The sequence below is a fragment of the Yersinia sp. IP36721 genome, from assembly GCF_003634395.1.
Taxonomy (GTDB): domain Bacteria; phylum Pseudomonadota; class Gammaproteobacteria; order Enterobacterales; family Enterobacteriaceae; genus Yersinia; species Yersinia entomophaga.
This window is the reverse complement of record NZ_QCZL01000004.1, coordinates 177,305-202,382: the sequence shown is the minus strand read 5'-3', so window position 1 is coordinate 202,382 and position 25,078 is coordinate 177,305. Positions and strand designations below refer to the sequence as shown.

Below are 25,078 nucleotides of genomic sequence, written 5' to 3'. Positions count from 1 at the left end.
TCCGAGGTTTAATTTATATAGTTTTGATAATGCTATTTATTTATATATAAATATTACAACGACCATCATAGTTCGGCACTTGCGGCAAAGGTGGAGCCTAATCACAGTTTTACGAATTGCTCCGCGCTATCTGTCCACCTGGTTTTATTACGCCCGACTTTATCAAAAGATAAATTCGATCTGGCTGGCAACGGCTTCACTTTTACTACTGGCAGGAAAATAGATGAAAACTCTTGGTCTGATCGGGGGAATGAGTTGGGAATCCACTATTCCTTATTACCGGATGATTAATCAATATGTTAAGCAACATCTAGGTGGTCTTCATTCGGCAAAAATCGTGCTTTATAGCGTAGATTTTCATGAAGTTGAGCAAATGCAATCATCTGGCGATTGGCAGGCAGCGGCTCGCCTGCTGGCTAATGCTGCAGTGGCTTTAAAAAAAGCCGGTGCCGAAACTATCGTGGTATGTACCAATACCATGCACAAAGTGGCAGATGAGATTGAGGCGGCCAGCGGCTTGCCGTTATTGCACATTGCCGACGCTACTGCGGCGCAGATTAAGCAACAGGGGTTGAAAAAAATTGGGTTACTGGGTACCCGCTATACGATGGAACAGGATTTTTACCGTGGGCGCTTAACCGAAAGGCATAATATCGAGGTCGTGGTGCCTGACGATGCGGATCGGGAAATCGTCAATCGGATTATTTATCAGGAACTTTGTTTAGGTGAAATCAACGAAACATCCAGAGCAGAATACCGCCGGATTATTACCAAACTGGAACAACAAGGCGCCAAGGGTATTATTTTGGGCTGTACTGAGATCACTCTGCTGGTAAACGCTGAAGATGCCTCAGTACCGGTATTTGATACCACCGCCATTCATGCTCAAACCGCCGCTAAATATGCGTTAAGCTAATAACTGGCCGCGAAGATCCCTAAAAGCAAAAGATAATAGCGATGGGGCAACTGATTGCCCCAGCTTAGTTTTACTTTATTGGTCTATCATCACGAAAATCAGTTATAAAGAGAAGAAAATCAATCCTGCGATACCACCAAATAATACCCATTTAATCAGATAGTAAACTCGTCGATTCCAGGCTTTTAATCGTTTACCCACTTTACGTATCGCGTAAATATATTTAAATAACCGATTCACCCCACCAGTACGATCTTCATCACTGTTTGGCGCGGTTGCCGCACTCATTAAATTCCGACCAAACCAATGATTAACCCGCTGCGCCCAGCGATAACGCATCGGCCGCTCTATATCACAAAATAAAATCAGCCGGTTCTTGCCGCTTTTATTCTCGGCAAAATGCAGATAGGTTTCGTCGAACAATACCCCTTCCCCATCCCGCCAGCTATAGGGTTCGCCGTCCACTTCAATAAAACAGCGGTCGTCGTTGGGCGTAATCAAACCAAGGTGATAGCGCAAAGAACCAGCATAGGGATCGCGGTGGCGAGGCAAACGGCTGCCATCAGGTAATTCCGCAAACATGGCTGCTTTCACCGAAGGTAATCCACGCAGTAGTTCCGTCGTAAACGGACACAGACTCATCGCCGAAGGATGATTATCCTCATACCATTTTAAATAAAAACGTTTCCAGCCGGTTTTAAAGAACGAGTTAAAACCGGCATCATTATATTTATCCGAAGCCTTAATCTGCTGTATCGCCATCAAGGATTCACCTTCTTCGCGAATCTTTTGCCAGTTGGCCTGTAACTGCTGTAATTCGGGAAAGGTTTCGGGTTTTAAATATGGCGTGTTCGGTACTTTAGAAAAAAGGTACATAAACACATTGAGCGGTGCCACAAAGGTGGAGTGATCAGAAAGCTGTCGCCAAAAAGGATAGCGAGCTCGTCCGCGGTAATGAATGTAAAGCACGCAAAGTATAAATATCAATAAAAACAGATATTTCATTGTAATGCACCCGTTCGTTTGAGCTCTATAAAACCTAAGCTTCTCGCTTTAAGACGAAAAACCGCGAATCGCGTTGTGATAACGAAATAAAATGAATCCCTTCAAGCGCCGCAATTTTAACCAGAGCCTGACCCAAGAAATACTGATTAGATCTTAATTCCCTTGTTGAGCATCGAGTTTCATTAGCGGCAAATCAGCGGGGGTTTTCACCGGATACATCCTTGCAGTTAAGCCTACGGCAGGAATGTGAATACGGCGCTTATCGCTAAAAAAGCCCGATAGCAACGTACAAGGTCTTGATGGCACGTTGTAACATCAGCGGCGGCTTATTCCATTATCCGTAATGCAAATAATTAGAATGAAAAGACATTCCCGATCTAAAGCCTCAATAACTATAGATATGGATTAAGAAAATAACCAAAGAGATAAAGAGATAAAAAAAATCCCGAACTGCAATCAGTTCGGGATTCAATTTTAATCATTGTAAAAATGATGGCGTAATAAGTCTCGGGACGGCTTATTTCTGGTATTTACGCATCACCAGAGTGGCGTTAGTACCACCAAAACCGAAGCTGTTGGACATAACCGTCGTCAGTTCACGTTTGGTTGGCTCAGTGATGATGTTCATCCCTTCGGCTTTCTCGTCCAGATTTTCGATGTTGATGCTCGGCGCAATAAAACCGTGCTCAACCATCAGCAAGCTAAAGATAGCCTCATGAACGCCTGCAGCCCCCAGAGAGTGACCGGTCATCGCTTTGGTAGAAGAGATTGCCGGTGTATTGTCACCGAAGACTTCACGAATTGCGCCCAGTTCTTTCACATCGCCAACTGGCGTAGAAGTACCGTGCACGTTCATATAATCAATAGGAGTATCAACGCCCTGCATCGCCATTTGCATACAACGCACCGCGCCTTCGCCTGATGGAGCAACCATGTCTGCGCCATCTGAAGTTGCGCCGTAACCGACGATTTCAGCATAGATATGTGCGCCACGGGCTAATGCATGCTCGAGTTCTTCAACTACGACCATACCGCCGCCGCCTGCGATAACGAAACCGTCACGGTCTTTATCGTAGGTACGAGACGCTTTTTCTGGCGTTTCGTTGTACTTGGTGGACAGGGCGCCCATCGCATCAAACTCACAGGCCATTTCCCAGCACAGCTCTTCGCCGCCGCCAGCAAAAACTACGTCCTGCTTGCCGAGCTGAATCAGTTCAACCGCATGACCGATACAGTGAGCAGAGGTGGCACAGGCGGAGCTGATAGAGTAGTTAACGCCCTTGATTTTGAACGGCGTAGCCAGACATGCGGAAACGCCGGATGCCATAGCTTTGGTCACCATGTACGGGCCAACGCCTTTCAGGCCGCGCGGAGTACGCATGGCATCGGAACCAGCAACCTGGTTACGTGGCGAACCACCGCCAGAACCGACTACCAAGCCGCTGCGGAAGTTAGAAACCTGCTCTTCGGTCAGACCAGAGTCTGAAATTGCTTCCTGCATAGCCAAATAAGCGTAGATCGAGGCGTCGCTCATAAAACGCAGCACCTTGCGATCGATCAGATCTTTCGGCTCAGACTGGAGTTTTACATCGCCCCAAACATGGCTGCGCATACCTGCGTCTTTAAATTCCTGAGCGAAAGTAATACCAGAACGACCTTCCTGCAGAGATGCCAGGACCTCCTGCTGATTGTTACCAATGCTGGAGACGATACCCAGGCCAGTAATCACTGCACGCTTCATTTAATACCTCTTCCACTTTTAGCTTTCGGGATTTTGCAATGCACTTTAGCGTACAGTTGTACGCCGAACAAGTCCGATCAGCGTAATATCACCAGATTATCTTCCGATTTGCACCCAAGGTAACACCTCGTTAAAATCCCTCTACCCCTTGAGATACGAGTCTTCTTACATGAATAACACCCCCATCCAAACCGCCACACTCAGCTGGAACGATCAGGGTACACCTGTTTCGGAACAGTTTGATGACGTCTACTTTTCAAATCAGGATGGGCTGGAAGAAACCCGTTTTGTTTTTCTCAAGGGAAACGGTTTTCCACAGCGTTTTATCGAGCATTCGTCCACTCGCTGCGTGGTCGCGGAAACCGGTTTTGGCACTGGCCTAAACTTTTTAACACTGTGGCAAAGTTTCGCGCAGTTTCGTCAGCAACAACCTGATGCATCGCTTCAGCACCTGCACTATATAAGCTTCGAAAAATATCCGTTAAACCTGAAAGATCTCGCCGTCGCCCACAGCCGCTGGCCTGAGCTGGCTGCTTTTTCCGAACAGCTACGCGCCCAGTGGCCAATGCCCCTGGCGGGTTGTCACCGTATTTTGTTGGATCAGGGTCGTATTACGCTGGATTTATGGTTCGGGGACGTGAATACGCTGCTGCCTCAGTTAGACGCCAGCATGGATAATCAGGTTGATGCCTGGTTCCTGGACGGCTTCGCGCCTTCCAAAAACCCGGATATGTGGAACGAATTGCTGTTCAGCGCCATGGCGCGACTCGCTCGCCCAAGGGGGACTTTCGCGACCTTTACCGCCGCAGGCTTCGTGCGTAGAGGCTTGCTGCAGGCCGGTTTTGAGGTTGCTAAAGTCAAAGGTTTTGGGCAAAAAAGGGAAATGCTGACCGGGGTTTTGCCGGAAAATCACATGAATCCACATCCTGCGCCTTGGTATGCCCGCCCGGTCGCCAGCGACATTCAGGATATCGCCATTATCGGCGGCGGCATTGTCAGCGCCCTAACCGCGCTTTCTTTGCTGCGACGCGGAGCCAACGTCAGCCTGTACTGCGCCGATGAAAAACCGGCGCAAGGAGCTTCCGGCAATCGTCAGGGGGCGATTTATCCGTTACTGAACGGAAAAGGCGATGCGTTAGAGGATTTTTACACCAGCGCCTTTACCTTTGCCCGCCGCCAGTACGATGCATTGATCGAACAAGGCATGGCCTTCGACCATCAGTGGTGCGGCGTAAGCCAGCTGGCTTACGATGAAAAAAGCCGTAGCAAAATCGATAAGATTTTAGGCACGCAATGGCCGAAAGAATTTGCTGAATCCATGAGCCATGCCCAGCTAACTGAGCGAGCGGGTGTGAACAGTGGGCATGACGGCATTCATTATCCAAACGGCGGCTGGCTTTGCCCTTCAGAACTGACCACGGCGCTGATGGCTCTGGCACAACAACAAGGCATGAACTGCCACTATCAGCATGAAGTCACCGAGCTGACGCGGGTAGAAAATCGCTGGCAGCTGACTTTTGCCAATCAGCCAGATACCCGTCATCACACGGTGATTCTGGCGGCCGGCCATCGCTTACCCCAGTGGGAACAAACTCGTTTCTTACCGCTGACGGCGGTACGTGGTCAGGTTTCCCATATTCCCACCACGCCAACCCTCAGCAAATTGAAAAACGTACTCTGCTACGACGGTTATATGACACCGGTTAATCCGAATAATCAGCAGCATTGTATCGGAGCCAGTTATCAGCGCGGTGAAACCTCCACCCTTTTCAGTGCCTCTGAGCAACAAGAAAATCGCGATCGTCTGATGCGTTGTTTACCGCAGGTGGATTGGGTACAGCAGGTGAATGTTTCAGATAATCAGGCGCGCTGTGGCGTGCGCTGCGCCATTCGCGACCATTTACCGATGGTGGGTGCAGTGCCGGACTATCAGGCCACGCTGACTCAATACCAGAGGTTACAACAGCAGATCAAAAACGGCGATCCGATCGAAGCCGCGCCGGTATATCCGGATTTGTTTATGGCTGGAGCTTTAGGGTCGCGCGGATTATGCAGTGCGCCGCTGATAGCAGAGATTCTGGCTGGTCAAATGTTCGGCGAGCCGTTGCCGCTGAATAATTCAACGCTGTCCGCATTAAACCCGAATCGTTTTTGGATTAGAAAACTGCTGAAAGGCAGACCGGTACAAAATCCACCGCGCCCTGAATGAAAGGCAGCTGCCATGATGCCTTAAAGCGTCACGGCAGCGATAAAACTAGTGAGAAATCTGCGCGTTTGCTAATAGGCGATCCCACAGACCCAACACCAAAACCTGATCCGGCGGCGATAATTCGCCAGCTTTGATAGCTTTATCCAGACTGTGCTGAACGCGAGCGTGTAACTGCTCGGCAGAATGCTCGCCGTGCTCTTCCGATTCTGCCACTGCTAATGTTAGGTGACCGCGCAGGTAGCCGCCCGCAAACAGGTCATCATCGCTGGCGTGCTCTACCATGTCATCAATCTGCGCCAAAATGCGCGATTCAAATTCTGCGATCATTACTCTTCCTCAATAAACTTTCTGGTCAGTCTGGCAATCAGTCGAAATCTTCCGGATAAGGGAAGTGTTCCGCCGCCAGTGGGGGCGTATTGTAAAACGATTGCAACGCCCGAATAAAGCCCGCAGGTCGTGGGGATATTCCCTGTTCCAAATTCCGCAGCACCTGTTCACGAACTTTACGTTGAAAAGCAAGGCGATCGGGCTCGCAGTCACCTTCCAGATTGTCGCAACTCACGTTGAAAGGGAAACCCGCAGCGACGCAAAACATCCATTCTAGCGCCTGCGGTTTGATTTCTACCGCCTCAAACTGGCTTTGGGTGAGCGCATCGCGCCCGTCCGGGCAGTACCAGTAACCAAAATCTACCCGCTTGCGCCGTTCTTCGCCGGCAATGCACCAATGAGAAATTTCATGCATACCGCTGGCATAGTAACCGTGGGCGAACACAATGCGATTGTAATCCACCTGATCATCAGCCGGCAGATAAATAGGCTCGTCATCGCCTTTCACCAGCCGCGTGTTGAATTCTTCGCTGAAACAGCGATTGAAAATATCGATAAGTTCTTGATAGTGATGAGTATGGTTTTGAGTCGATAAACTTTCTGACATGATTACGCTGTGTATACCCGGTAAGCCGCAAATTACGCCTCCGCCAAGTTGGCGTCAGAGGCAATACAGTGAGCAATAATGCCCTTATGGAAAAAGAGGGATTATCCCATTAAGCCGCGTAACAAGCGAGCATTAGCCGATGCCCTGCAATGCCAGCCACGCCTGAATTTCTGAGCCGTGATTATCATAGAGTAGCTTGCAACTCATCACCAAAGACACGACAACGATCATCGGCCGGATAAGTTTCTGACCACGAGTTAGCACCATATGTGCGCCCAAACGCGCGCCCAGCACCTGCCCAACCAGCATCACCAAGCCGATGCCCCATAACACTTTTCCACCGAGAATAAAGAAGGTTAGACCACCTAAATTCGAGGTGAAGTTCAGTACCTTGGCGTGAGCAGTAGACTTAGCCAGATTAAAACCGCATAAAGTGACAAACGCCAACGCATAGAAGGAGCCGGCGCCGGGGCCAAAGAAACCATCGTAAAAACCTATGCCACCACCGGCGATTAATGCGAAAGGCAGCGCTGACAGTCGACGTTGTCGATCCAACTCTCCCAATCTCGGCGTCAGCAGGAAATACACCCCGATGCCGATGACCAGCAGAGGGAGAATCTGTCGCAAGATATCGGCCTGCATATGCTGAACCAGAATCGCCCCTAGCATTGAACCGGCCAAAGTCAGGGTAATAGTCAGCCTTTGCTCTTTGAGATTAACCGCTCCACAGCGAATAAAATACAGGCTGGCCGAGAAAGAACCGCCCACAGACTGGAGTTTATTCGTGGCCAACGCTTGGGTCGGAGGCACGCCTACCGCCAATAGCGCCGGAATGGTTAATAGCCCGCCGCCGCCGGCGATGGAATCAATAAATCCCGCCAGCAGCGCCACTAAAAACAAGACCCCGAGAACCTCAGGGCCAAGAGTGAACCAATCCAATGACTATCTCCCTGCGAAGTGGTTATCCAGCAACGCCTGACAGGATGGCGGTAATGGTGGCGGCGTAGTTTTACCCGGTTTGGCGCTTGGCTGATGAGGCTGGAACCAGCTTTGCAGCTCGGCACCACAGCCATCACCCGCTGGCGGTGAATCCTGATCTTCGCATTCCAAACTGTCCGCCGGGCAACGCAAACGCACGTGCATATGCGCCCGATGGCCGAACCAAGGCCGGACTTTATGCAACCAATCACGATCACTTCCGGCACTGATACATAACTGCTGCTTAATCGCCGGATTGACGAAAATCCGCGTGACTTCGCTGTCTTTCGCTGCCAGTTTTATCATGCTGGCAACCTGTGGCTGCCATAAACGCGGTACTACCTGTTTGCCATCCGAGGACACCAAATCGATCGGCTGAGGTTTCAGCAACTGCTGCGAAGTCCAGCGCTGGGTTGGCAACTGTAGCCAGATATCCACATCCAGACCAGACTGGTGGCTGGCATGGCCACTGCTAAAGCGTCCACCGGCAGGCATAGCCATATCGCCGATCAACACCAAACCCAACTGTTGCCGTTTGGCCTGCTCGCTGAATCGCTGGATAAAATTCAGCAAATCCGGATGACCAAAATAACGGCGTTGATCGGGACGCATTACCTGATAATTTGCCGATTCCAGCGGCAAAGGCTGCGCGCCTATGACGCAACCATTAGCGAAACCGCCAATGGCCTGCGAGGTACCGCTAACCGGATGATCGATTTGTTGCCACGGCGTCAAAGCCATGACTGAAGAGGACGCGAACCAGGCCGCAGCCCCCAACATCCCTATTTTCTTCATTGAGTTACCAGCGCGGAACGTCAGAGTTAACATCGCCACACTGCGCGCGTTGACGCAGCAGGTGGTCCATTAAAACAATCGCCATCATGGCTTCGGCAATAGGAACCGCACGGATACCGACGCACGGATCGTGACGACCGCGAGTCACCATTTCCACGGCTTCTCCCTGACGGTTGATAGTCTGCCCCGGCACCATAATGCTGGAAGTCGGTTTCAGCGCCAGGTGGGCAACCACCGGCTGACCACTGCTGATACCGCCGAGAATCCCGCCTGCGTGGTTGCTCTGAAAACCTTCCGGAGTGATTTCGTCGCGGTTTTCGCTGCCACGCTTAGTGACTACGGCAAAACCGTCGCCTATTTCCACGCCTTTCACCGCGTTGATGCTCATCAGCGCGTGAGCCAGATCGGCATCCAGACGATCAAATACCGGCTCGCCTAAACCAACCGGCACATGTTCCGCCACGACCGTCACTTTCGCGCCGATAGAATCACCGGCCTTTTTCAATTCGCGCATTAGCGCATCCAAAGGCTCCAGCTTGCTGGCATCCGGACAGAAGAACGGGTTTTGTTCAACCAAATCCCAATCCAGCAGATCGCAGCTGATATCACCAATTTGTGCAAGATAACCGCGCACCGTCACGCCGAATTTCTGATGCAGATATTTCTTCGCTATGGCACCTGCGGCGACGCGCATTGCGGTTTCCCGCGCCGATGAACGACCGCCGCCACGATAATCACGCACGCCGTATTTTTGCTCATAGGTATAGTCGGCGTGGCCAGGGCGGAACACGTCTTTGATCGCACTGTAATCCTGCGAGCGTTGATCGGTATTTTCGATCATCAGGCCAATACTGGTCCCTGTAGTTACCCCTTCAAACACCCCGGACAGAATACGAACCTGATCCGGCTCCCGGCGCTGAGTAGTGTAACGAGAAGTCCCCGGACGACGCCGGTCGAGATCCAGCTGAATATCCGCCTCGGTGATTGGAATACCCGGCGGAACACCGTCGATTATGCATCCCAACGCGATGCCGTGAGATTCACCAAAAGTGGTGACGCGGAAAAACTGCCCAATACTATTCCCAGCCATCACGGCTCCTTACCCATGAGTCAAAATCCGTCTGCCGGTCAGAGAGCGATCTCGCCGGCAAGTATTACAGCAGGCACAAACGTGTCTGCTGCTTAGTCACGATACATGCTGAAATGGTGATGACAATCAATGAGCTGCTGTTTTGTCAGCATAAACACACCGTCACCGCCGTTGTGGAACTCCAGCCAGGTAAAGGGCACGTCAGGATACTGATCCATCAAGTGCACCATGCTGTTACCCACTTCGCAAATCAGAACGCCATCATCCTGAAGAAAATCAGGGGCGCAGGCCAGAATCCGGCGCGCCAGCGTCAATCCGTCAAAGCCTGCCGCCAAGCCCAATTCCGGTTCAAAACGGAATTCCTGCGGCAAATCGGACATATCTTCTTCATCTACATACGGCGGATTTGTCACAATCAGATCGTATTTAATCGGTGGTAAATCGCGGAAAAGATCGGAACGGATCGGCGTAACCTGATGTTCAACGCCGTGCTGCTGAATATTGTGCTCAGTCACCGCCAGTACATCCGCTGAAATATCAACGGCATCCACTTCCGCTTCCGGGAAAGCGTAGGCGCAGGCGATAGCGATACAGCCGCTACCGGTGCACATATCCAGAATATGGTTTGGCTGATGTGAAATCAGCGCTTCAAAACGGTTTTCAATCAGTTCACCAATCGGTGAACGAGGCACCAGAACGCGCTCGTCTACGTAATATTCCTGCCCGCAGAACCAGGCTTTATTGGTCAGATAAGCGACCGGAATGCGCTCGTTAACCCGGCGGATAACCCGCTCAACAATACGATGGCGCTCGCTGTATGTCAGACGGGCGTTGCGCATATCTTCAGGAATATCAATAGGAAGATAGATAGTTGGAAAGACCAGTTGAACGGCTTCGTCCCACGGATTATCCGTGCCGTGGCCGTAAAAAATATTAGCCGCGTTAAAACGGCTGACAGCCCAGCGCAACATATCCTGAATGGTGTGCAGTTCTTTCACTGCTTCATCGACGAAAATTTTGTCCAATTTATTCTCCAACAGGTATGCGTAAAATCAAGGTTTATGCGCCTAGTTTGCCATGAAGCCCGCGACAAATCAGCAGCTATACACATGTGAATGATACGCAAGCGATGAAAATATGCCAAAAGGGTGCAAAACTTTGTCGACATTTATTTAGACAGATAACATCCAGCAGGTAAACTGAGAAAATTGATTAGGTACTAAGAATAAATAATGAAAAATAAATTTCACTTGAGCAATGAGGAGCTGCAACTTTTCAGGGAATCGATCGCGGGAGCCAAAAAACTCAAACAGGACACCATCCTGCATCGTCAGGCACCACAGAAAGCGCATAAAATTACGCCGGTACGCCTGCTACAAGAGCAGGTCGATGCCAGCTATTACTTCTCTGATGAATTCCAACCGCATATCGATAACGAAGGCCCCACACGCTATGTGCGTCCCGGAGTCGATCATTTTGAAGTAAAAAAGCTGCGACGCGGCGATTACTCACCGGAAATGTTTCTCGATCTGCATGGGCTCACGCAAAAGCAGGCCAAACAAGAGCTGGGTGCCTTGCTGGCAGCCTGTAAACGCGAACACGTACACTGCGCCTGCGTTATGCACGGACACGGTAAGCACGTTCTGAAACAACAGACACCGCTGTGGTTAGCGCAGCATCCGGACGTATTGGCGTTTCATCAGGCTCCGAAAGAATGGGGTGGCACCGCCGCCTTGCTGGTTTTGATCGAATTAGCCGAATAAGTTAACCCAATAATGAATTAGCCAAAAAAATAAAGGCGCGACAGCAAAACTGTTCACGCCTTTATTAATGATGCCGGTTAATCGTGCTTTTGGCCTTTTGGGGCAGAAGGCAGAAGTTTGTATCACACCGCAGCCGCTAACCTGTTTTCAGGTCATCCTCACAAGCCGTCAGACTTTGGCCATCAGCTGAGAGGGACTCACTTGCCAATCCAACTTGCCCATTCCGCTGTTCATGTCTAAATCGACACAGGCCATCGCGGAAGTCGCAAACATCGGCGCACATTGACCCGGACACAGCTCGGCAACCAAATAGCCCACCAGCGGAAGATGCGAAATCAGCAGCACTGAAGCGCAACCTTCTTTGGCCAGAGCCTGCAAATAGCAGGCCACCATCGCAGGATCCCCACCCGGCGTCAGTTCCGGCATCACTTCCTGCCCGTCAGGCAGAGTCAGCGCTTCTCTTACCACGCCAAGGGTTTGTTCCGCACGCAGATAAGGGCTGACCAGTATCTGCTCAATATCCACCGATTGGCTATTTAACCAGGCGGCTATCTGCCGTGATTCTTCACTGCCACATTGGGTCAGAGGCCTCTGTGCATCACTGGCTGCGTCAAGAGCCGCGTCGCCATGACGCATGATTAGAACTTGCATATTGCACCGCTTTTGTTAACAAAATAACGCTATACAGAAACGCAACGCGTGCTGTACCGCCGAGAACTTTGCCCTAAGACAAAGCAACTTCATCACGATAACGCGCCGTCTCTCTATGGCGGCCGGGCATTTTGCCTGAAACTCCACGTAAATAAAACGGCTGTTTTTACACCAACAAAACGCACCGCCAACCATTACTGTTTAATAAATAGCCTACTCAACAGTTTAATCCATTATTTATTCTCTACACAATGTAGAGCTACTAACTTAAAAGCTTATTAAATCTTAGCCAGTAAATTAAGGCTAAGGTAACGCGAGCACTGGCACCTGTACAGCAGGTAAAAACAGCAGAGTTACAGGCGGTGATCCCGCTCACATTCTAACCAAAAGGCATTCTGAACGCAGAATGCCTTCGGATTTACACTCATTCTGCTGCAGTAGACTCTTCCGCTGGCACCTCAGTTTCCGGGTAGAACACCGCCTTCTGCTCTGCCATCGCCACCAGACGCTCACAGGGGGCAAAACGCTCGCCGTATTGCTGTTCCAGTAGCTTCATGGTTCTGGCTGCAGTATCCAGACCCAGACGATCCAGATAACGGAACGGCCCACCTAAGAAAGGAGGAAAACCGATGCCGAAAACAGCGCCAATATCGCCATCACGCGGATTACGAATGATGCCTTCATCCAGGCAGCGTACCGCTTCGTTCAGCATCATCATCACGCAGCGCTGGGCAATAACTTCGCGCTGTATATGCGCTTTCGGCGTGACGCCTAATAGCCCATAAACGTTCGGATCGGCCTGTTTAGCGGGGCTTTTCCTCAGCTTAAAGCCCGAAGTTTTGGCCGGATAGAGATAGAAACCACGGCCATTTTTACGCCCTTTACGGCCATCTTTTAAAATTGCGTCCAGAGAAGCCGGAGCGGCAAAGCGCGAGCCGAGCTGTTCCACTAGAATCGGCATGATTTTGGTGCCCACATCGATCCCGACTTCATCCAGTAAATTCAGCGGCCCAACCGGGAAGCCAAAATCAACCAAAGCCTTATCGATTGACTCAATCGGCTCGCCGTCCAGCAAGCAGCGCGCCCCTTCGTTAATGTAGGGAGCAAGAATGCGGTTTACATAGAATCCGGCGCGATCGCCGACCACAATTGCCGTTTTCCCCTGTTTGCGGGCGAAGGCCACCGTGGTTGCAATAGTTTCTTCGCTGGTTCCAGCGTGAGGAATCACTTCCACCAGCGGCATTTTGTCCACCGGGCTAAAGTAATGCAAACCGATAACCTGTTCTGGACGTTTAGCCTCGGCGGCTATCTGGCTGATAGGCAAAGATGAAGTATTGGAGGCAAAAATAGTATGAGGCGCTCCGTGCGCCTCAATGTCGGCCTCCATCTGCTGCTTCAGCGACAGATCCTCAAACACCGCTTCAACAACGATATCCACATTGTCGAAGCCGCTGTAATCGGTAGTGCCGGAAATCAGCATCATTTGGCGCTGCCGTTCCGTTGGTCGCAGCCGTTTACTGCGTACCCGTTTGCCCAATGCGTCCCAGGTATATTTCAGCGCCTGATTAATACCTTGCGGATTAATATCTTTAATTCGCACCGGTAAACCGGCTCGGGTCGCAGTGACATTGGCGATACCGCCGCCCATTAAACCTCCGCCCAACACGCCAACCCGACTAATTTTGCGCGGTTGTGCCGTTGAGCCACTTTCTTTTTTCAATGACGTTGTCGCGAAAAATAAGCTGCGTAACGCCGCTGATTCCGCAGACATAGCCAGCTCGCCAAATGCCCGAGCTTCCGCTTCGTAGCCGCTCGGGCCGCCGTTATCCAGCCCCTGGCGAACGACATGAATAATGCGTTCTGCCGCCGGATAATGGCCTTGGGTTTTCGCCAACGTTTTCTTCCGCACGATATTGAATAATATAGATTTTCCTAGCGGCCCATTCAGCAAACGTTCCTGCCACGGCAGACTTGGCTTATCCACCCAACCAGCTTTGGCACGGCTAACGGCCACTTCCAGCAAGATATCCTGCGGAACGGCATCGTCCACCAGCCCTATTTTCAGCGCCTGCCTAGCGCGAATCTGGCGGCCAGTCAGCATCATATCCAGCGCTTTGCTCGCGCCGATCAATCGAGGTAATCGTTGCGTGCCACCGGAACCCGGCAATAGCCCTAATTGGACCTCAGGCAGCCCCAAAACGGTTTTATCATCCAATGAGCACACGCGGCCATGACAAGCCAGAGCCAGCTCCAGACCGCCGCCCAAGCAGGCTCCGTGGATAGCCGCCACAACGGGGATCGGGAACGCGGCAATTTGCGCTAACGTTGCCTGGCCTTTTTGCGCCAGAACCCTGGCATCCTGCGCGGTGCGACAGGCGGCGATCATGGTGATATCGGCTCCGGCAATAAATGAATCCGGTTTGCCCGAAACAATCACCAGCCCCTGTAATTGCGGCGAAGACTGCGCTTGTTGCAGCACTTGGGCAATTTGCTCTGCAAATTCAGCCTTTAAGGTGTTGACCTTTTCATTGGGGACATTGATGGTGATGACCCCGATGTTATCCGGCCGAATACTGAGCTGAAACACCGACTCGGTCGAAGGCATTGTGGCGTCTCCCCTGCCCTGTTCTACGCGATTTTCCATTATTCCACCTCTACAATCATGGCTGCACCCAGACCACCGGCGGCACAGGCGGTCGTTAAGCCCAATCCACCACCGCGACGACGCAGCTCATTCAACGTTTGCGTGATCATCCGCGCTCCGGTTGCCGCAAAAGGATGACCATAGGCGATAGAACCGCCCAAGACGTTGAATTTATCCATATCAACCTCGCCTATCGCCTGACTTCTCCCCAGATATTGTTGAGCAAAACTATCGCTGGCAAACATTTTCAGGTTAGCGAGCGTTTGCGCGGCAAAGGCTTCGTGCATATCGATTAACGTCAGATCCGCCAGCGTGATACCAGCGCGATCTAATGCCAACGGCGTGGCATAAGACGGCCCTAACAACATGTCCTGCCAGACGTCGATAGCGGAAAAAGCAAAACTGCGTAAATAGCCCAGAGGTTGCAGCCCCAATTCTTTGGCTCGCCCTTCGCTCATCATAATAACTGCTGCGGCACCATCAGTCAGCGGCGTGCTGTTTGCCGCCGTTACGCTGCCGTGCTTGCGATCGAATGCCGGGCGCAGCTTAGCGTATTGCGCCATGGTGGAATCTTTGCGCACATTATTATCTTCACTGATAGCCGCACGGTATGGTGGGATATAAGCGGTCATCACCTCATCCTGTAAATAGCCTTTTTGCCAGGCTTCCGCCGCCAGCTGGTGAGAACGCAGCGCCAACGCATCCTGATCTTCCCGGCTGATACCGTAGGTTTTAGCCATTTGCTCGGCGGTATCTCCCATACGCAAACCGGTGGAATACTCCGCCACTGCAGGTGCAACCGGCAATAAATCACGGAATTTCAAACGACTGAATAGTTTTAGACGCTGTGACAAAGTTCGGGCTTTATTGACGTCAACCAGCGTACGCGCCAGCGCTTTGCTGACGCCAATAGGTAAAACGGAGGAAGAATCTGCGCCGCCGGCGATGGCTATCCCCACCGACCCCGCAATAAGACTTTCGGCCACGTTCGCCACCGCCTGAAAACTGGTGGCACAGGCTCGGGAGACGCTATAGGCGTCAGTGTGTACGCTCATGCCGGTGCCCAATACGATTTCACGAGCAATATTCGGCGCTTCCGGCATCTGAACCACCTGCCCAAATACCAGTTGATCGATCAACTCAGGTGCAATTCCACTTTTTGCCAACAGCTCGCTGACAACAATCTTACCCAAATCAACAGCGGGAACCCCATGATAGGCGGTAGCTTGTTTAGCAAACGGGGTGCGCAGGCCGTTAACAATCGCAATGCGGTCGCCCTGACGCGTCACTAACGGAAGTGGCTTACTCATAAAGGCTCCTGAGAGATAAATTGGCATTTATTAGGATGCTAGGTTAACAGGTCTGACCTGATCCGATTATTGTTAACCAAACGTTTACATTTGGCAAACCTATTGAGGCCAAAAATGCGAGCAGGAGCAACTTTCAGAATAAAAAAGAGAGATAGGGAAAGAGGAAAACGAATAGACGGGAGAAAGAATAATAAGGAAATAGATTCAGTGATTAAATAGCGCGGAGCGAAAGCTCCGCGCTAAATACGGCCAGATTAACGCAGACCCAGCTGGAAAATCAGCATTTCTGCTTCACAGGCAAAGGTAAAATCAACGCTGAGTTGAACACCTTCTGCTACCGTCTCGATTCTTGGCTCAATCAGGCAAGGGTCGGATTCGACGGAACGCGCTTTTTCGATCAAGGTGTTTAGCATTGCTTCGGCTTCGCTCTGGCTGGCGAATACCTTGCTGTAGGACGCGGTACAATCGGTGTTATCCATCACAGTACCGACATCTACGCAGCAGCAGGCTGCGGTTTCTTCTGCATTACAGCGTTTAATTGCATCTGACATCTTCAATTCTCCTCAAGGGACATTTCAAATAGGTGCAAATTGCCATTTGTGATCTGGCTCAAAAATCGATATCTGCCGCTATTTTACTCCTGCAAACCCCGCATCACTAGAACTTACTGTTTATGTGCCTATTTAGTGACGAAAATCTCAGTTAAAGCATCGCAAAAATAATAAGTCATAGATTTATTGATATGGGCATGTAAGTTTTTTGTTAAGTGGATCTATTTTTTGCAATCAATTTCAATCAATTTCAAAAACATTCTTGCAACATTCCTACAGGTCAGACCTATACTTCAGCCACTGGTCTGATTTGTCAGATTGGTAACGGACCCTACAATCCCGCGCTCTCTTGTTACGCTATGTAACATAGTTTAAATAATAAACACATTAAAATGAGGTTTTGGTCATGAACCAGAAAAACCTGTTTACCCGATCAGCTCTGGCAGCTGCAGTGGCAATTATTTCTTCGAACGTTTCTGCGGCCGGTTTTCAGCTGAATGAATATTCAGCGGCTGCATTGGGCCGTTCTTTCTCTGGTGAAGGCGCCGTCGCCGACAACGCATCCGTAGGTAGCCGCAACCCAGCAGCTATGACGATGTTTGACCGTCCTTCATTCTCCGGCGGTTTTGTCTACGTTGACCCTAACGTAGATATCAGCGGTCAATCTCCGCTGACAGGCCGCAGCACCGACGCTAAAAATATCGCGCCATCTGAGTGGATTCCTAACATCCACTTCATTATGCCGCTGAATGAACAATGGGCTATCGGCGCATCCGGTACTTCCAACTACGGTTTAGCCACCGAATTTAATGAAGACTATATCGCCGGCTCACTAGGCGGTAAAACCGATCTGAAAACCGCTAACCTGAACCTGGCGGCTGCGTATCGTCTGAACCAAAACTTCAGCTTCGGTCTGGGCTTCAACGCCGTTTATGCCGATGCGAAAATTGTGCGTCACATTGGTGAAGCGGGTGGCCGTTTAGGTCTGCCAGCGCGTACCGAAGTTGCCAATATGGAAGGTAAAGAGTGGGGCTACGGCTGGAACGCCGGCGTGCTTTATGAAATCGATAAAGAAAATCGCTACAGCTTCACTTATCGTTCTAAAGTGAAAATCGACTTTGATGGCGATTACAGCAACCAGCGACCAGTAGCCTTTGGCGGAACTGGCGGTGCAATCGTTCCTGGTGCTCTGACACTGAACCTGCCAGAAGTCTGGGAAGTGTCCGGTTATAACAAAGTGGCACCGCAGTGGGCGATTCACTATAGCCTGGCCTACACCAGCTGGAGCCAATTCCAGGAGCTGAAAGCCACAGGTAACAACGGTAAGGTACTGTTCGAGAAGCACGAAGGCTTTAGAGACGCATACCGTATCGCGCTGGGTACAACCTATTACTACGACGATAACTGGACCTTCCGTACCGGTATCGCGTTCGATGATAGCCCGGTTCCAGCTCAAAACCGCTCCATTTCGATCCCCGATCAGGACCGTTTCTGGATCAGTGCCGGTACTACCTATGCGTTCAACAAAGACGCATCTGTTGACGTGGGTATCTCCTACATGCACGGCCAGAACGTGACCATCAACGAGAAAACGCCACCAGCATTGGGCGGCACGAACTACGAGTTCAACTCCAAAGGTACGGCAATGCTGTACGGCGTGAACTTTAACTACGCGTTCTAACCCCAAATCAGCCGGATAATGCGCCGTAGGGTGGATTATCCGACTGTGCGCCCTGAATCGGGAAGTTGACGAATTCGCGGCAACAAAAAAGCGCCTGAAGGCGCTTTTTTTATCTGTCACATATCAATCCGCTTTTATATATCAACCCGTTTTGATATATCAAACTGATTAGTTGGCTGAGTCGATGCTTTCCAGATCGCCCTGAATTGCCTGAGCATTTGGATTTGCTTCCGGTTTCAACACACCGCCGCTGGCGAGGAAATCGTTACGCTGGAAGTAAGCTTCACGCACCATCAGGTACGGATCGGAGGAATTACGCAACAGACCATCGGAATCCAACAATTGCGCACGAGTTTCAATCCCTTCAATCATCCATTTGCCCGCAGACATCCAGAATGTCAGATAGCTCAGCACCGGATAGACGTTATCAGCCCAGTCGCCGCCTTCCTGACGCACGGTAAAGCTGCCATAACCCGGCAACACCACATAAGGCCCGTAAGGCACATCGTAGTAGCCTAAGGTGCTACCGAAACGATGCGGTACTTCTTTTGCCAGTTTAGGGTTAGCCATACCCGCGACGTCAATCAGACCGCCCATACCCAATAAAGTGTTGAGGAAGAAACGGTTAAAGTGCTTCATCGCTTTGTACGGGTCACCGACCAGGAAGCTGTTCACCATGCTCGCCGGTTCTTCCAGGTTACCCATAAAGTTACTCACGCCGTTACGCGCAGGCTGCGGCACATAATCACGCCAGGCTACGGCAACGGGGCGAACTACATAAGGGTCAAGAACCTCATAGTTAAAGTTGAACATCGCCCGGTTAAAACCTTCCAACGGATCGGAGCGGCCTTGTTCCATCTGATCCGGTGAAGAACTGGCGCAACCCACCAATAATACGCTCGCGAAAGCCAGCCCTGTCAGGCGAAAATTCATATGTTTCTCCATGAAATTACGTTCAGCCCCTGCGCTTAGGGGATCTGTCTATTTATCTGGACGCTAATCTGCCCGTTACCGCTGAATTCCTGTACCACGCTTTCACCAAACCAGTCACCGCGCTGAGGATTTGCCGTACCGTCCAGCGATAAACGCACCCGAACTTTTACCTGATGCAAAGCAGAAAGCAACGATTCCGGCATCATCGCATTACTGTCATCCAGCGATAACGTCAGTGGGAATCGGCTCAGCGGCAGCTGTTTAACGGCCACAGGCACCGGACTCACTCCGTCAGTGACCGAAATAATCAGAGTCCCTTGCTGCGGTAATTTTTTAGCCGCATCGGGAGACAAAGAAACCGTCACTTCCAGTTTAGCTGTTTCCTGACCGGACTGTGCTTTTGCCTGCTGAATACTGCGTTTTATTACTTCAGCACGGGAATCGCCGGCAGGCAGCAATTTTAGCATAACTTCCCACGCGCCAATGGCTTGTTTGAAATCTCCCTGCTCAAAGGCATTAAATGCTAATAGACTCAACACTCGCGGGTTACCGTGATCCTGCGCCAACATGCTACGCAGCATTTGCGTGGCTTTCTGGTTATCTTGGGGATCGTTAGAACGGGTTAACACCTCGGCATAGCCTAGTTTCACGTCCATATTATCCGGCGCGAGCTGATAGGCTTTTTCAAACGCCTGCGTCGCGGTAGTCGCATTATTCAGCGCCATACCCACTCGGCCCAGCATCATCCAGTCGTTAACATTGTTATCGTCTTGCTGCAAAGCGGTGCGCAGCCCTAAACCCAAGCGCGCCACTTCTTCCATCGTCAGCGGCTCTGCTCGTTCATTGGCAACTCTGGCACGTAACTCCGGCATTTGCGCCTGTACTTCCCGCCACGCGTGCAACTGGGTTAAACCACCGGTTTTGACATAAAATCCTATGGCAACCAATACCAAAATCACCACGCCGGGCAACAAAGCCCAACGACTGATCGGGCTGGATTGTTCCGCCGGTTGCTCGGGAATATCTGTCAGTAGATTCTGCTGTAGCTCTTTGATCAGTTCCGGTCGCTCGGTGACCACGCCCTGCGCTTCGTCTTCTGCCAGTTCGTTTAATCTATCCTGATAAAAAGCTTTATTCAGATCATCCCGCGTAGTTTTGCGGTTATTATTGCTTTGTTTCATTGCAGGAACCACTAACAGGGCACCCGCTCCGGCCAGCGCAATGATTACTATTAGCCAAAAAGCCATTATGGTTGTTTCCCGTCAGTATTTGCCACATTCCGGTTTTCCGCTTCATTCTGCGCCAGTATGGCAGCCAGACGCTGCCGTTCCTGCTCCGGTAACTCGTCTTCAGCAAGCATCTGGTTACGGCGACGCCCGCGTAAAATGACGACCGCCCCGCCGATCAGCACAAACAGCGCTGGCCCCACCCACAAAATGAGCGTAGCGGCAGTCACCGGTGGTTCATAAGTGACAAAATTGCCGTAACGCGCCACCATATAATCGATAATTTCAGGTTTGGTTTTACCCTGTTGCATCAGTTCATACACTTTATTGCGCATATCTGCGGCAATAATGGCATTAGAATCCGCAATACTGTTGTTCTGGCATTTGGGGCAACGCAGCTGCTCGGTTAATTCCCGATACTGCTGCTCCTGTTGAACCGAACTGAACTGATAAGTATCAATGGCTGCGAACGCGCCCCAGCTCAGTAACATACCGAGGGCCAGACTGATTAGCCTCATGCGCCCTCCTGATACTTTTTATATAACGGTAGAATTTCCTGCTGCCAGACGCGATCGTTAAGATCCCCCGCATGGCGGTAACGAATGATACCTTGTCCGTCGATCAGAAAGGTTTCCGGAGCGCCGTAAACGCCTAAATCCAATCCCAGCATTCCATCACCGTCATATAAGCTCAGCGCGTAAGGATTCCCTAGTGTATTCAACCAGTTCACCGCTTTGGCACGGTCATCCTTATAATTCAGCCCGACCACGCGAATTCCCTGCGCCGCCAGTTTATTCAGATATTCATGCTCGGCGCGGCAGGTCGGGCACCAGGTAGCCCACACGTTAAGTAACATAGGTTTACCATCGTGCAGTACCGCCTGATCGTAGGTTTTTCCTGCCTGACCCAGAGATTCCAGCTTAAAGGTCGGAACGGGTTTACCAATCAGCGCCGATTCTAGCATCGTAGGATCTTCCCCTCCGGCATTGCGGCTCAGTTGCACTAAAAATGCCACCACCAGCAGCAGGAACAACACCAGCGGAATAAACAATAACTTAGACTTCATTACTGTACCTCCGGTGCGATACCGCGCGTTAATTTCTTACTCATCCGATAGCGCGGGTCCAACATACACAAAATACCGCCCACCGCCATAAATACTCCGCCGTACCAAATCCAGCGGACGAAAGGCTTGTAATATAACCTCACCGCCCAGGAACCATCCTCTAGCTCTTCCCCCAACGCCGCATACAAATCACGAGTCAGGCCACCGTCGATAGCCGCTTCGGTCATCATGGAGCGAGCTGTGCTGTAATAACGTTTCTCTGCGTGCAGCGTCGCTTCGGGTTTGCCGTTGCGGGTGACGTCGATGATACCTACGCCGCCGGTGTAGTTTGGTCCTTTAATGTCGTGAACATCGCGGAAAACAAAGTGATAATCGTGGATATCAATACCATCTCCCGATTTCATTCGGACATCGCGCTCAACACTATAATTCTGACTAAAGGCAATGCCAATTACCGTAACCGCCACGCCCAGATGCCCTAATACCATGCCCCAATGACTGCGGGAAAGGTGAGTCAGGCCGCGCCAGAAACCGTGGCGATGGGTTGCTCGCTCATGCAATTCCATTAGCGTCAGAATAATGACCCAGAAAGCCATCATCAAACCCACTACCGTCATTCCGGCGATACTGTCCTGCATTAACCAAGGCACTAAAATTGACAGTAACGTGGTTGCCACCAAGGCAACGCCCAAACGACGCCACAATTTGCTCGGTTCATCCCGACGCCAGCGTACCAACGGCCCTATCCCCAGCAACAGTGCCAACGGTGCCATCAGCCAAGTAAACATGGTATTAAAGAAGGGTTCACCGATGGAAATACTCCCCAACCCCAGTTGTTTATGTACCAGCGGCAGCAAAGTCCCCAGTAGTACAACTAGCATGGCTGCGATCAGCAATACGTTGTTTCCTAACAAAAATGTCTCTCTAGAGAACACTTCATGCTGAGTACGGCTGCGTACCTGCGCCCCTTTCACCGCGTACAACAGTAAGGAACCGCCGATCACAATCACCAGATAGGCCAGAATAAACATACCTCGCGCCGGATCGGAGGCAAAAGAATGCACCGAAACCAATACGCCGGAACGCACCAAGAAGGTTCCCATTAAGCACAGGGAGAAAGCCGTGATCGCCAGCAGCACCGTCCACGCTTTGAAAGTACCGCGTTTTTCCGTCACCGCCAGAGAGTGAATCAGCGCGGTTCCGGCCAGCCACGGCATAAATGACGCATTTTCTACCGGATCCCAGAACCACCAACCGCCCCAGCCCAATTCGTAATAAGCCCACGCAGAACCCAGCACGATCCCCAGAGTGAGGAATACCCAGGCCGCCTGGGTCCAGGGCCGTGACCATCGCGCCCATGCGGTATCCAAACGCCCCGCCATCAACGATGCGATGGCAAAAGCGAACGCCACGGAAAATCCGACGTATCCCATATATAACAACGGCGGATGGAAAATCAGCCCGACATCCTGTAGCAACGGATTCAAATCCTGGCCATCTATCGGGAAATTAGGCAAAGTTCGGGTGAAAGGGTTAGAAGTCATGATGATAAACAGCAGGAAACCGCCGGTAATCATGCCTAATACGGATAAAACTCGCGCCACGGCGTCCTGCGGCATTTGACGGCTGAATAATGCCACCGCCAGCGACCAACAACTTAACAACAACACCCAAAGTAATAGCGAGCCTTCATGCGCCCCCCAGGTAGCAGCGATTCGGTAATACACCGGCAACTGGCTATTGGAGTTAGCCGCAACATAGGAAACGGTAAAATCATTCACTACAAAGGCATAGACCAGACACATAAACGATAGCGCGACGGTCACAAACATGCCGTAGGTCAATGGTCGTGCTACAGCCATCATTCGCGCGTCCTGCCGCGCCGCTCCCCACTGGGGGTAAATGCTCAGCAGCAGCGATATCGCCAGCGCCAGACATAACAGGAAATTGCCGATTTCAGGCATCATGAAGCGTTCCCCTCGTTCTGACCGTTGGTATAAGCCGCCGCCGGACGAACGTGATTTTCTTTCATCGCTTCAGCAACTTCCGGTGGCGTATATTTTTCATCATGCTTAGCCAGCACTTCTTTAGCATCCACCCGATTCCCTTCAGCAAAAACGCCCTGAGCTACCACACCCTGCCCCTCGCGGAACAGATCCGGCAAAATACCGGTGTAAGTCACGTCGATCGCACCGCGCGCGTCATACACCTTAAAAGTAACCTGTAGGCTCTGCGGGTCGCGTTTTACTGAACCGGGCATCACCATTCCACCAATACGCAGACGCTGCCCAACCTCAGGTTTTTCGTGCTTAGGCCCCTTCCCCTGTAAAATCTCGCCTGGGGTATAAAACAAGTCAATATTGGCTCGCAAGGCATAAAGCACCAGCGTGGTGGTCAAACCTATGCCGATTAATACCACTAAGGCCAGATACAGACGGCTTTTTCGACGTGGGTTCATTATTTTCTCTCCCGCTGCTGCGCCTGACGAATTCGCTGATCGCGTCTACGTTGGCGGCGAATACTCTTCAATAACCCTTGTTTCATCCACAGGGTATGCGCCCATAAACCAAGCAACGACAGCAAGGTCACGGCCACCGCCAGCCAGACATAAAAGGCGTAACCACCCATCGCGAAAAAATCCGCCCAAGAGTTGAATGCCGGTGTCATAGCGAGCGCTCCTTACCTAACAATTCCGCCACCCAAGGGCGATGACGCTCCTGATGTAAAATAAGATTACGTAAACGCATTAACGTAAGAGTGGCAAAAAAGAAGAGATAGCCGAAGATTGCCCAACGCAGCGGAGTACGCATGGTCGGATAAATGGTTTGCTGCATATCGGTAGAGCCTTGATGCAAGGTATTCCACCACACCACGGAAAAATGGATGATAGGTATATTCACCACGCCAACCAATACTAAAATACCGGCGGCTCGACCGGCCAGTTTTCGATCGTCAAATGCGTGATACAGCGCAATCACGCCGATATACAGAAACAGCAGTACCAACTCGGATGTCAGGCGCGCGTCCCACAACCACCAGGTTCCCCACATAGGTTTTCCCCAGGCAGAACCGGTAGCCAGCGCAATAAAGGTAAATACCGCCCCCACAGGAGCCATCGCCGCCACGGCCAAATCCGCCATTTTCATCTGCCAGACCAGCCCGATAAAGGCGGCTATCGCCATAGACATATAAATGCCCATCGACCAAATCGCCGCGGGCACATGCAGGTACATTATCCTAAAACTGTTACCTTGCTGATAATCAGCCGGTGCGAAGCCAAAGCCTCCCCCCCAACCGATAGCCAGACAAATGATGGCCGCTGCGCCGAACCACGGAATAAAGCGACCGCAGACTCTGTACAGCCTTTCAGGCTGGGCAAATTGATGAAACCATTTCCACATGTTGGTCATTGCTCACTATAAAAATGACAGTAATCGTCTTGGTAATTATCCTGCTAACTAAGCCGATACGGGTTGCGGTGCGCAATCTGCTCTAAATGGCGTTGGCTACCACATTCAATAAAAAATATGTTATTTCAAGCTGATGCGTCACTGCATGGTCGCCAGATATCGCCCCAATTCATCA

The 25,078-nt window shown here is 51.1% G+C and carries 23 protein-coding genes and 1 pseudogene; 4 read left to right on the top strand and 20 right to left on the bottom strand.

Annotation, left to right across the window (positions count from 1 at the left end; translation table 11 throughout):
• Positions 1–223: 223 nt before the first annotated feature.
• Positions 224–916, top strand: coding sequence for an aspartate/glutamate racemase family protein (locus DBA33_RS06060; protein WP_064517140.1), 693 nt, complete (start codon positions 224–226; stop codon positions 914–916).
• A 102-nt stretch (positions 917–1,018) separates the two neighbouring features.
• Here DBA33_RS06060 and lpxO read toward each other — a convergent pair whose 3' ends face one another.
• Both lpxO and fabB read right to left on the bottom strand, forming a co-directional pair.
• Entirely contained in the window at positions 1,019–1,921 is a 903-nt protein-coding gene (lpxO, locus tag DBA33_RS06055) for a lipid A hydroxylase LpxO (RefSeq protein WP_064517138.1), read from the bottom strand.
• 517 nt (positions 1,922–2,438) lie between these two features.
• Positions 2,439–3,662 (bottom strand): beta-ketoacyl-ACP synthase I, encoded by a 1,224-nt coding sequence (gene fabB, locus DBA33_RS06050; RefSeq protein WP_064517136.1) that lies wholly within the window; start codon positions 3,660–3,662, stop codon positions 2,439–2,441.
• Positions 3,663–3,831: 169 nt separating this feature from the next.
• Between fabB and mnmC the strand changes: the two genes are divergently transcribed.
• Positions 3,832–5,871 carry a bifunctional tRNA (5-methylaminomethyl-2-thiouridine)(34)-methyltransferase MnmD/FAD-dependent 5-carboxymethylaminomethyl-2-thiouridine(34) oxidoreductase MnmC gene (gene mnmC / locus DBA33_RS06045; protein ID WP_064517134.1) on the top strand — a complete coding sequence of 680 codons (2,040 nt, stop codon included), beginning with the start codon at positions 3,832–3,834 and terminating at the stop codon, positions 5,869–5,871.
• A 45-nt stretch (positions 5,872–5,916) separates the two neighbouring features.
• On the opposite strand, the gene DBA33_RS06040 is transcribed toward mnmC, so the two are convergent.
• The 6 genes from DBA33_RS06040 to prmB all read right to left on the bottom strand — a co-directional run bounded on the left by DBA33_RS06040 (position 5,917) and on the right by prmB (position 10,693).
• A complete protein-coding gene (locus DBA33_RS06040) occupies positions 5,917–6,198 on the bottom strand; it encodes a YfcL family protein (RefSeq protein ID WP_049596983.1) in 282 nt (93 codons plus the stop codon).
• Between the two features lie 37 nt (positions 6,199–6,235).
• The gene (locus tag DBA33_RS06035; RefSeq protein ID WP_064517132.1) at positions 6,236–6,805 is read right to left on the bottom strand and encodes an elongation factor P hydroxylase; all 570 of its coding nucleotides are present in this window, start codon (positions 6,803–6,805) and stop codon (positions 6,236–6,238) included.
• Positions 6,806–6,937: 132 nt separating this feature from the next.
• Complete coding sequence (locus tag DBA33_RS06030) at positions 6,938–7,744, bottom strand: sulfite exporter TauE/SafE family protein (RefSeq protein ID WP_120805875.1); 807 nt, start codon at positions 7,742–7,744, stop codon at positions 6,938–6,940.
• Between the two features lie 3 nt (positions 7,745–7,747).
• Positions 7,748–8,563 carry a penicillin-insensitive murein endopeptidase gene (mepA, locus tag DBA33_RS06025; RefSeq protein WP_120805873.1) on the bottom strand — a complete coding sequence of 272 codons (816 nt, stop codon included), beginning with the start codon at positions 8,561–8,563 and terminating at the stop codon, positions 7,748–7,750.
• A gap of 19 nt (positions 8,564–8,582) precedes the next feature.
• Positions 8,583–9,668 carry a chorismate synthase gene (aroC, locus tag DBA33_RS06020; protein ID WP_049596979.1) on the bottom strand — a complete coding sequence of 362 codons (1,086 nt, stop codon included), beginning with the start codon at positions 9,666–9,668 and terminating at the stop codon, positions 8,583–8,585.
• 92 nt (positions 9,669–9,760) lie between these two features.
• Positions 9,761–10,693 carry a 50S ribosomal protein L3 N(5)-glutamine methyltransferase gene (gene prmB / locus DBA33_RS06015; RefSeq protein ID WP_064517126.1) on the bottom strand — a complete coding sequence of 311 codons (933 nt, stop codon included), beginning with the start codon at positions 10,691–10,693 and terminating at the stop codon, positions 9,761–9,763.
• 207 nt (positions 10,694–10,900) lie between these two features.
• Between prmB and smrB the strand changes: the two genes are divergently transcribed.
• Positions 10,901–11,431, top strand: coding sequence for an endonuclease SmrB (gene smrB, locus DBA33_RS06010; protein WP_064517124.1), 531 nt, complete (start codon positions 10,901–10,903; stop codon positions 11,429–11,431).
• A 168-nt stretch (positions 11,432–11,599) separates the two neighbouring features.
• Here the strand turns inward: smrB and sixA are convergent, their stop codons facing one another.
• From sixA to DBA33_RS05985, 4 genes and pseudogenes are all read right to left on the bottom strand, one after another.
• On the bottom strand, positions 11,600–12,082 hold the full coding sequence (gene sixA, locus DBA33_RS06005) for a phosphohistidine phosphatase SixA (protein ID WP_064517122.1): 483 nt from the start codon (positions 12,080–12,082) through the stop codon (positions 11,600–11,602).
• A gap of 424 nt (positions 12,083–12,506) precedes the next feature.
• Positions 12,507–14,672: pseudogene (gene fadJ, locus DBA33_RS05995) on the bottom strand (fatty acid oxidation complex subunit alpha FadJ); the annotation flags it as partial.
• Between the two features lie 53 nt (positions 14,673–14,725).
• Positions 14,726–16,036: an acetyl-CoA C-acyltransferase FadI gene (gene fadI, locus DBA33_RS05990; RefSeq protein ID WP_064517119.1), complete on the bottom strand. Its 1,311-nt coding sequence runs from the start codon at positions 16,034–16,036 to the stop codon at positions 14,726–14,728.
• Positions 16,037–16,290: 254 nt separating this feature from the next.
• The gene (locus DBA33_RS05985; RefSeq protein WP_072080590.1) at positions 16,291–16,587 is read right to left on the bottom strand and encodes a YfcZ/YiiS family protein; all 297 of its coding nucleotides are present in this window, start codon (positions 16,585–16,587) and stop codon (positions 16,291–16,293) included.
• Between the two features lie 406 nt (positions 16,588–16,993).
• Here DBA33_RS05985 and fadL point away from each other — a divergent pair, with 406 nt between their 5' ends.
• Positions 16,994–18,268, top strand: a complete 1,275-nt coding sequence (fadL, locus tag DBA33_RS05980; RefSeq protein ID WP_162975169.1) for a long-chain fatty acid transporter FadL — start codon at positions 16,994–16,996, stop codon at positions 18,266–18,268.
• A 168-nt stretch (positions 18,269–18,436) separates the two neighbouring features.
• Here fadL and mlaA read toward each other — a convergent pair whose 3' ends face one another.
• Genes mlaA through DBA33_RS05940 form a run of 8 tightly spaced genes read right to left on the bottom strand, consistent with a single transcriptional unit; the run spans position 18,437 to position 24,894 of the window.
• Positions 18,437–19,201, bottom strand: a complete 765-nt coding sequence (gene mlaA, locus DBA33_RS05975; protein WP_064517115.1) for a phospholipid-binding lipoprotein MlaA — start codon at positions 19,199–19,201, stop codon at positions 18,437–18,439.
• 35 nt (positions 19,202–19,236) lie between these two features.
• Complete coding sequence (gene ccmI / locus DBA33_RS05970) at positions 19,237–20,448, bottom strand: c-type cytochrome biogenesis protein CcmI (protein ID WP_064517113.1); 1,212 nt, start codon at positions 20,446–20,448, stop codon at positions 19,237–19,239.
• The gene (locus DBA33_RS05965) at positions 20,448–20,945 is read right to left on the bottom strand and encodes a cytochrome c-type biogenesis protein (protein WP_064517111.1); all 498 of its coding nucleotides are present in this window, start codon (positions 20,943–20,945) and stop codon (positions 20,448–20,450) included. The genes ccmI and DBA33_RS05965 overlap by 1 nt, the downstream gene beginning before the upstream one ends.
• Entirely contained in the window at positions 20,942–21,493 is a 552-nt protein-coding gene (locus DBA33_RS05960) for a DsbE family thiol:disulfide interchange protein (protein WP_064517109.1), read from the bottom strand. The genes DBA33_RS05965 and DBA33_RS05960 overlap by 4 nt, the downstream gene beginning before the upstream one ends.
• A complete protein-coding gene (locus DBA33_RS05955) occupies positions 21,493–23,460 on the bottom strand; it encodes a heme lyase CcmF/NrfE family subunit (RefSeq protein WP_064517107.1) in 1,968 nt (655 codons plus the stop codon). Before DBA33_RS05955 ends, DBA33_RS05960 begins: the two co-directional genes overlap by 1 nt.
• Positions 23,457–23,951, bottom strand: coding sequence for a cytochrome c maturation protein CcmE (gene ccmE, locus DBA33_RS05950; RefSeq protein WP_064517105.1), 495 nt, complete (start codon positions 23,949–23,951; stop codon positions 23,457–23,459). Before ccmE ends, DBA33_RS05955 begins: the two co-directional genes overlap by 4 nt.
• Complete coding sequence (gene ccmD, locus DBA33_RS05945; RefSeq protein WP_064517103.1) at positions 23,951–24,160, bottom strand: heme exporter protein CcmD; 210 nt, start codon at positions 24,158–24,160, stop codon at positions 23,951–23,953. The genes ccmE and ccmD overlap by 1 nt, the downstream gene beginning before the upstream one ends.
• Positions 24,157–24,894, bottom strand: a complete 738-nt coding sequence (locus DBA33_RS05940) for a heme ABC transporter permease (protein WP_064517101.1) — start codon at positions 24,892–24,894, stop codon at positions 24,157–24,159. Before DBA33_RS05940 ends, ccmD begins: the two co-directional genes overlap by 4 nt.
• Positions 24,895–25,078 lie beyond the last annotated feature (184 nt).

What these genes read in the sequence shown, in the direction of transcription:
- ccmD (WP_064517103.1), bottom strand. Translation starts at nt 24,160, where the DNA reads ATGACACCGGCATTCAACTCTTGGGCGGATTTTTTCGCGATGGGTGGT.
- DBA33_RS05955 (WP_064517107.1), bottom strand. Translation starts at nt 23,460, where the DNA reads ATGATGCCTGAAATCGGCAATTTCCTGTTATGTCTGGCGCTGGCGATA.
- DBA33_RS05960 (WP_064517109.1), bottom strand. Translation starts at nt 21,493, where the DNA reads ATGAAGTCTAAGTTATTGTTTATTCCGCTGGTGTTGTTCCTGCTGCTG.
- DBA33_RS06060 (WP_064517140.1), top strand. Translation starts at nt 224, where the DNA reads ATGAAAACTCTTGGTCTGATCGGGGGAATGAGTTGGGAATCCACTATT.
- mnmC (WP_064517134.1), top strand. Translation starts at nt 3,832, where the DNA reads ATGAATAACACCCCCATCCAAACCGCCACACTCAGCTGGAACGATCAG.
- smrB (WP_064517124.1), top strand. Translation starts at nt 10,901, where the DNA reads ATGAAAAATAAATTTCACTTGAGCAATGAGGAGCTGCAACTTTTCAGG.
- sixA (WP_064517122.1), bottom strand. Translation starts at nt 12,082, where the DNA reads ATGCAAGTTCTAATCATGCGTCATGGCGACGCGGCTCTTGACGCAGCC.
- DBA33_RS05940 (WP_064517101.1), bottom strand. Translation starts at nt 24,894, where the DNA reads ATGTGGAAATGGTTTCATCAATTTGCCCAGCCTGAAAGGCTGTACAGA.
- aroC (WP_049596979.1), bottom strand. Translation starts at nt 9,668, where the DNA reads ATGGCTGGGAATAGTATTGGGCAGTTTTTCCGCGTCACCACTTTTGGT.
- DBA33_RS06040 (WP_049596983.1), bottom strand. Translation starts at nt 6,198, where the DNA reads ATGATCGCAGAATTTGAATCGCGCATTTTGGCGCAGATTGATGACATG.
- ccmE (WP_064517105.1), bottom strand. Translation starts at nt 23,951, where the DNA reads ATGAACCCACGTCGAAAAAGCCGTCTGTATCTGGCCTTAGTGGTATTA.
- ccmI (WP_064517113.1), bottom strand. Translation starts at nt 20,448, where the DNA reads ATGGCTTTTTGGCTAATAGTAATCATTGCGCTGGCCGGAGCGGGTGCC.
- fadI (WP_064517119.1), bottom strand. Translation starts at nt 16,036, where the DNA reads ATGAGTAAGCCACTTCCGTTAGTGACGCGTCAGGGCGACCGCATTGCG.
- DBA33_RS05985 (WP_072080590.1), bottom strand. Translation starts at nt 16,587, where the DNA reads ATGTCAGATGCAATTAAACGCTGTAATGCAGAAGAAACCGCAGCCTGC.
- fadL (WP_162975169.1), top strand. Translation starts at nt 16,994, where the DNA reads ATGAACCAGAAAAACCTGTTTACCCGATCAGCTCTGGCAGCTGCAGTG.
- lpxO (WP_064517138.1), bottom strand. Translation starts at nt 1,921, where the DNA reads ATGAAATATCTGTTTTTATTGATATTTATACTTTGCGTGCTTTACATT.
- mepA (WP_120805873.1), bottom strand. Translation starts at nt 8,563, where the DNA reads ATGTTGGGGGCTGCGGCCTGGTTCGCGTCCTCTTCAGTCATGGCTTTG.
- DBA33_RS05965 (WP_064517111.1), bottom strand. Translation starts at nt 20,945, where the DNA reads ATGAGGCTAATCAGTCTGGCCCTCGGTATGTTACTGAGCTGGGGCGCG.
- fabB (WP_064517136.1), bottom strand. Translation starts at nt 3,662, where the DNA reads ATGAAGCGTGCAGTGATTACTGGCCTGGGTATCGTCTCCAGCATTGGT.
- mlaA (WP_064517115.1), bottom strand. Translation starts at nt 19,201, where the DNA reads ATGAATTTTCGCCTGACAGGGCTGGCTTTCGCGAGCGTATTATTGGTG.
- DBA33_RS06035 (WP_064517132.1), bottom strand. Translation starts at nt 6,805, where the DNA reads ATGTCAGAAAGTTTATCGACTCAAAACCATACTCATCACTATCAAGAA.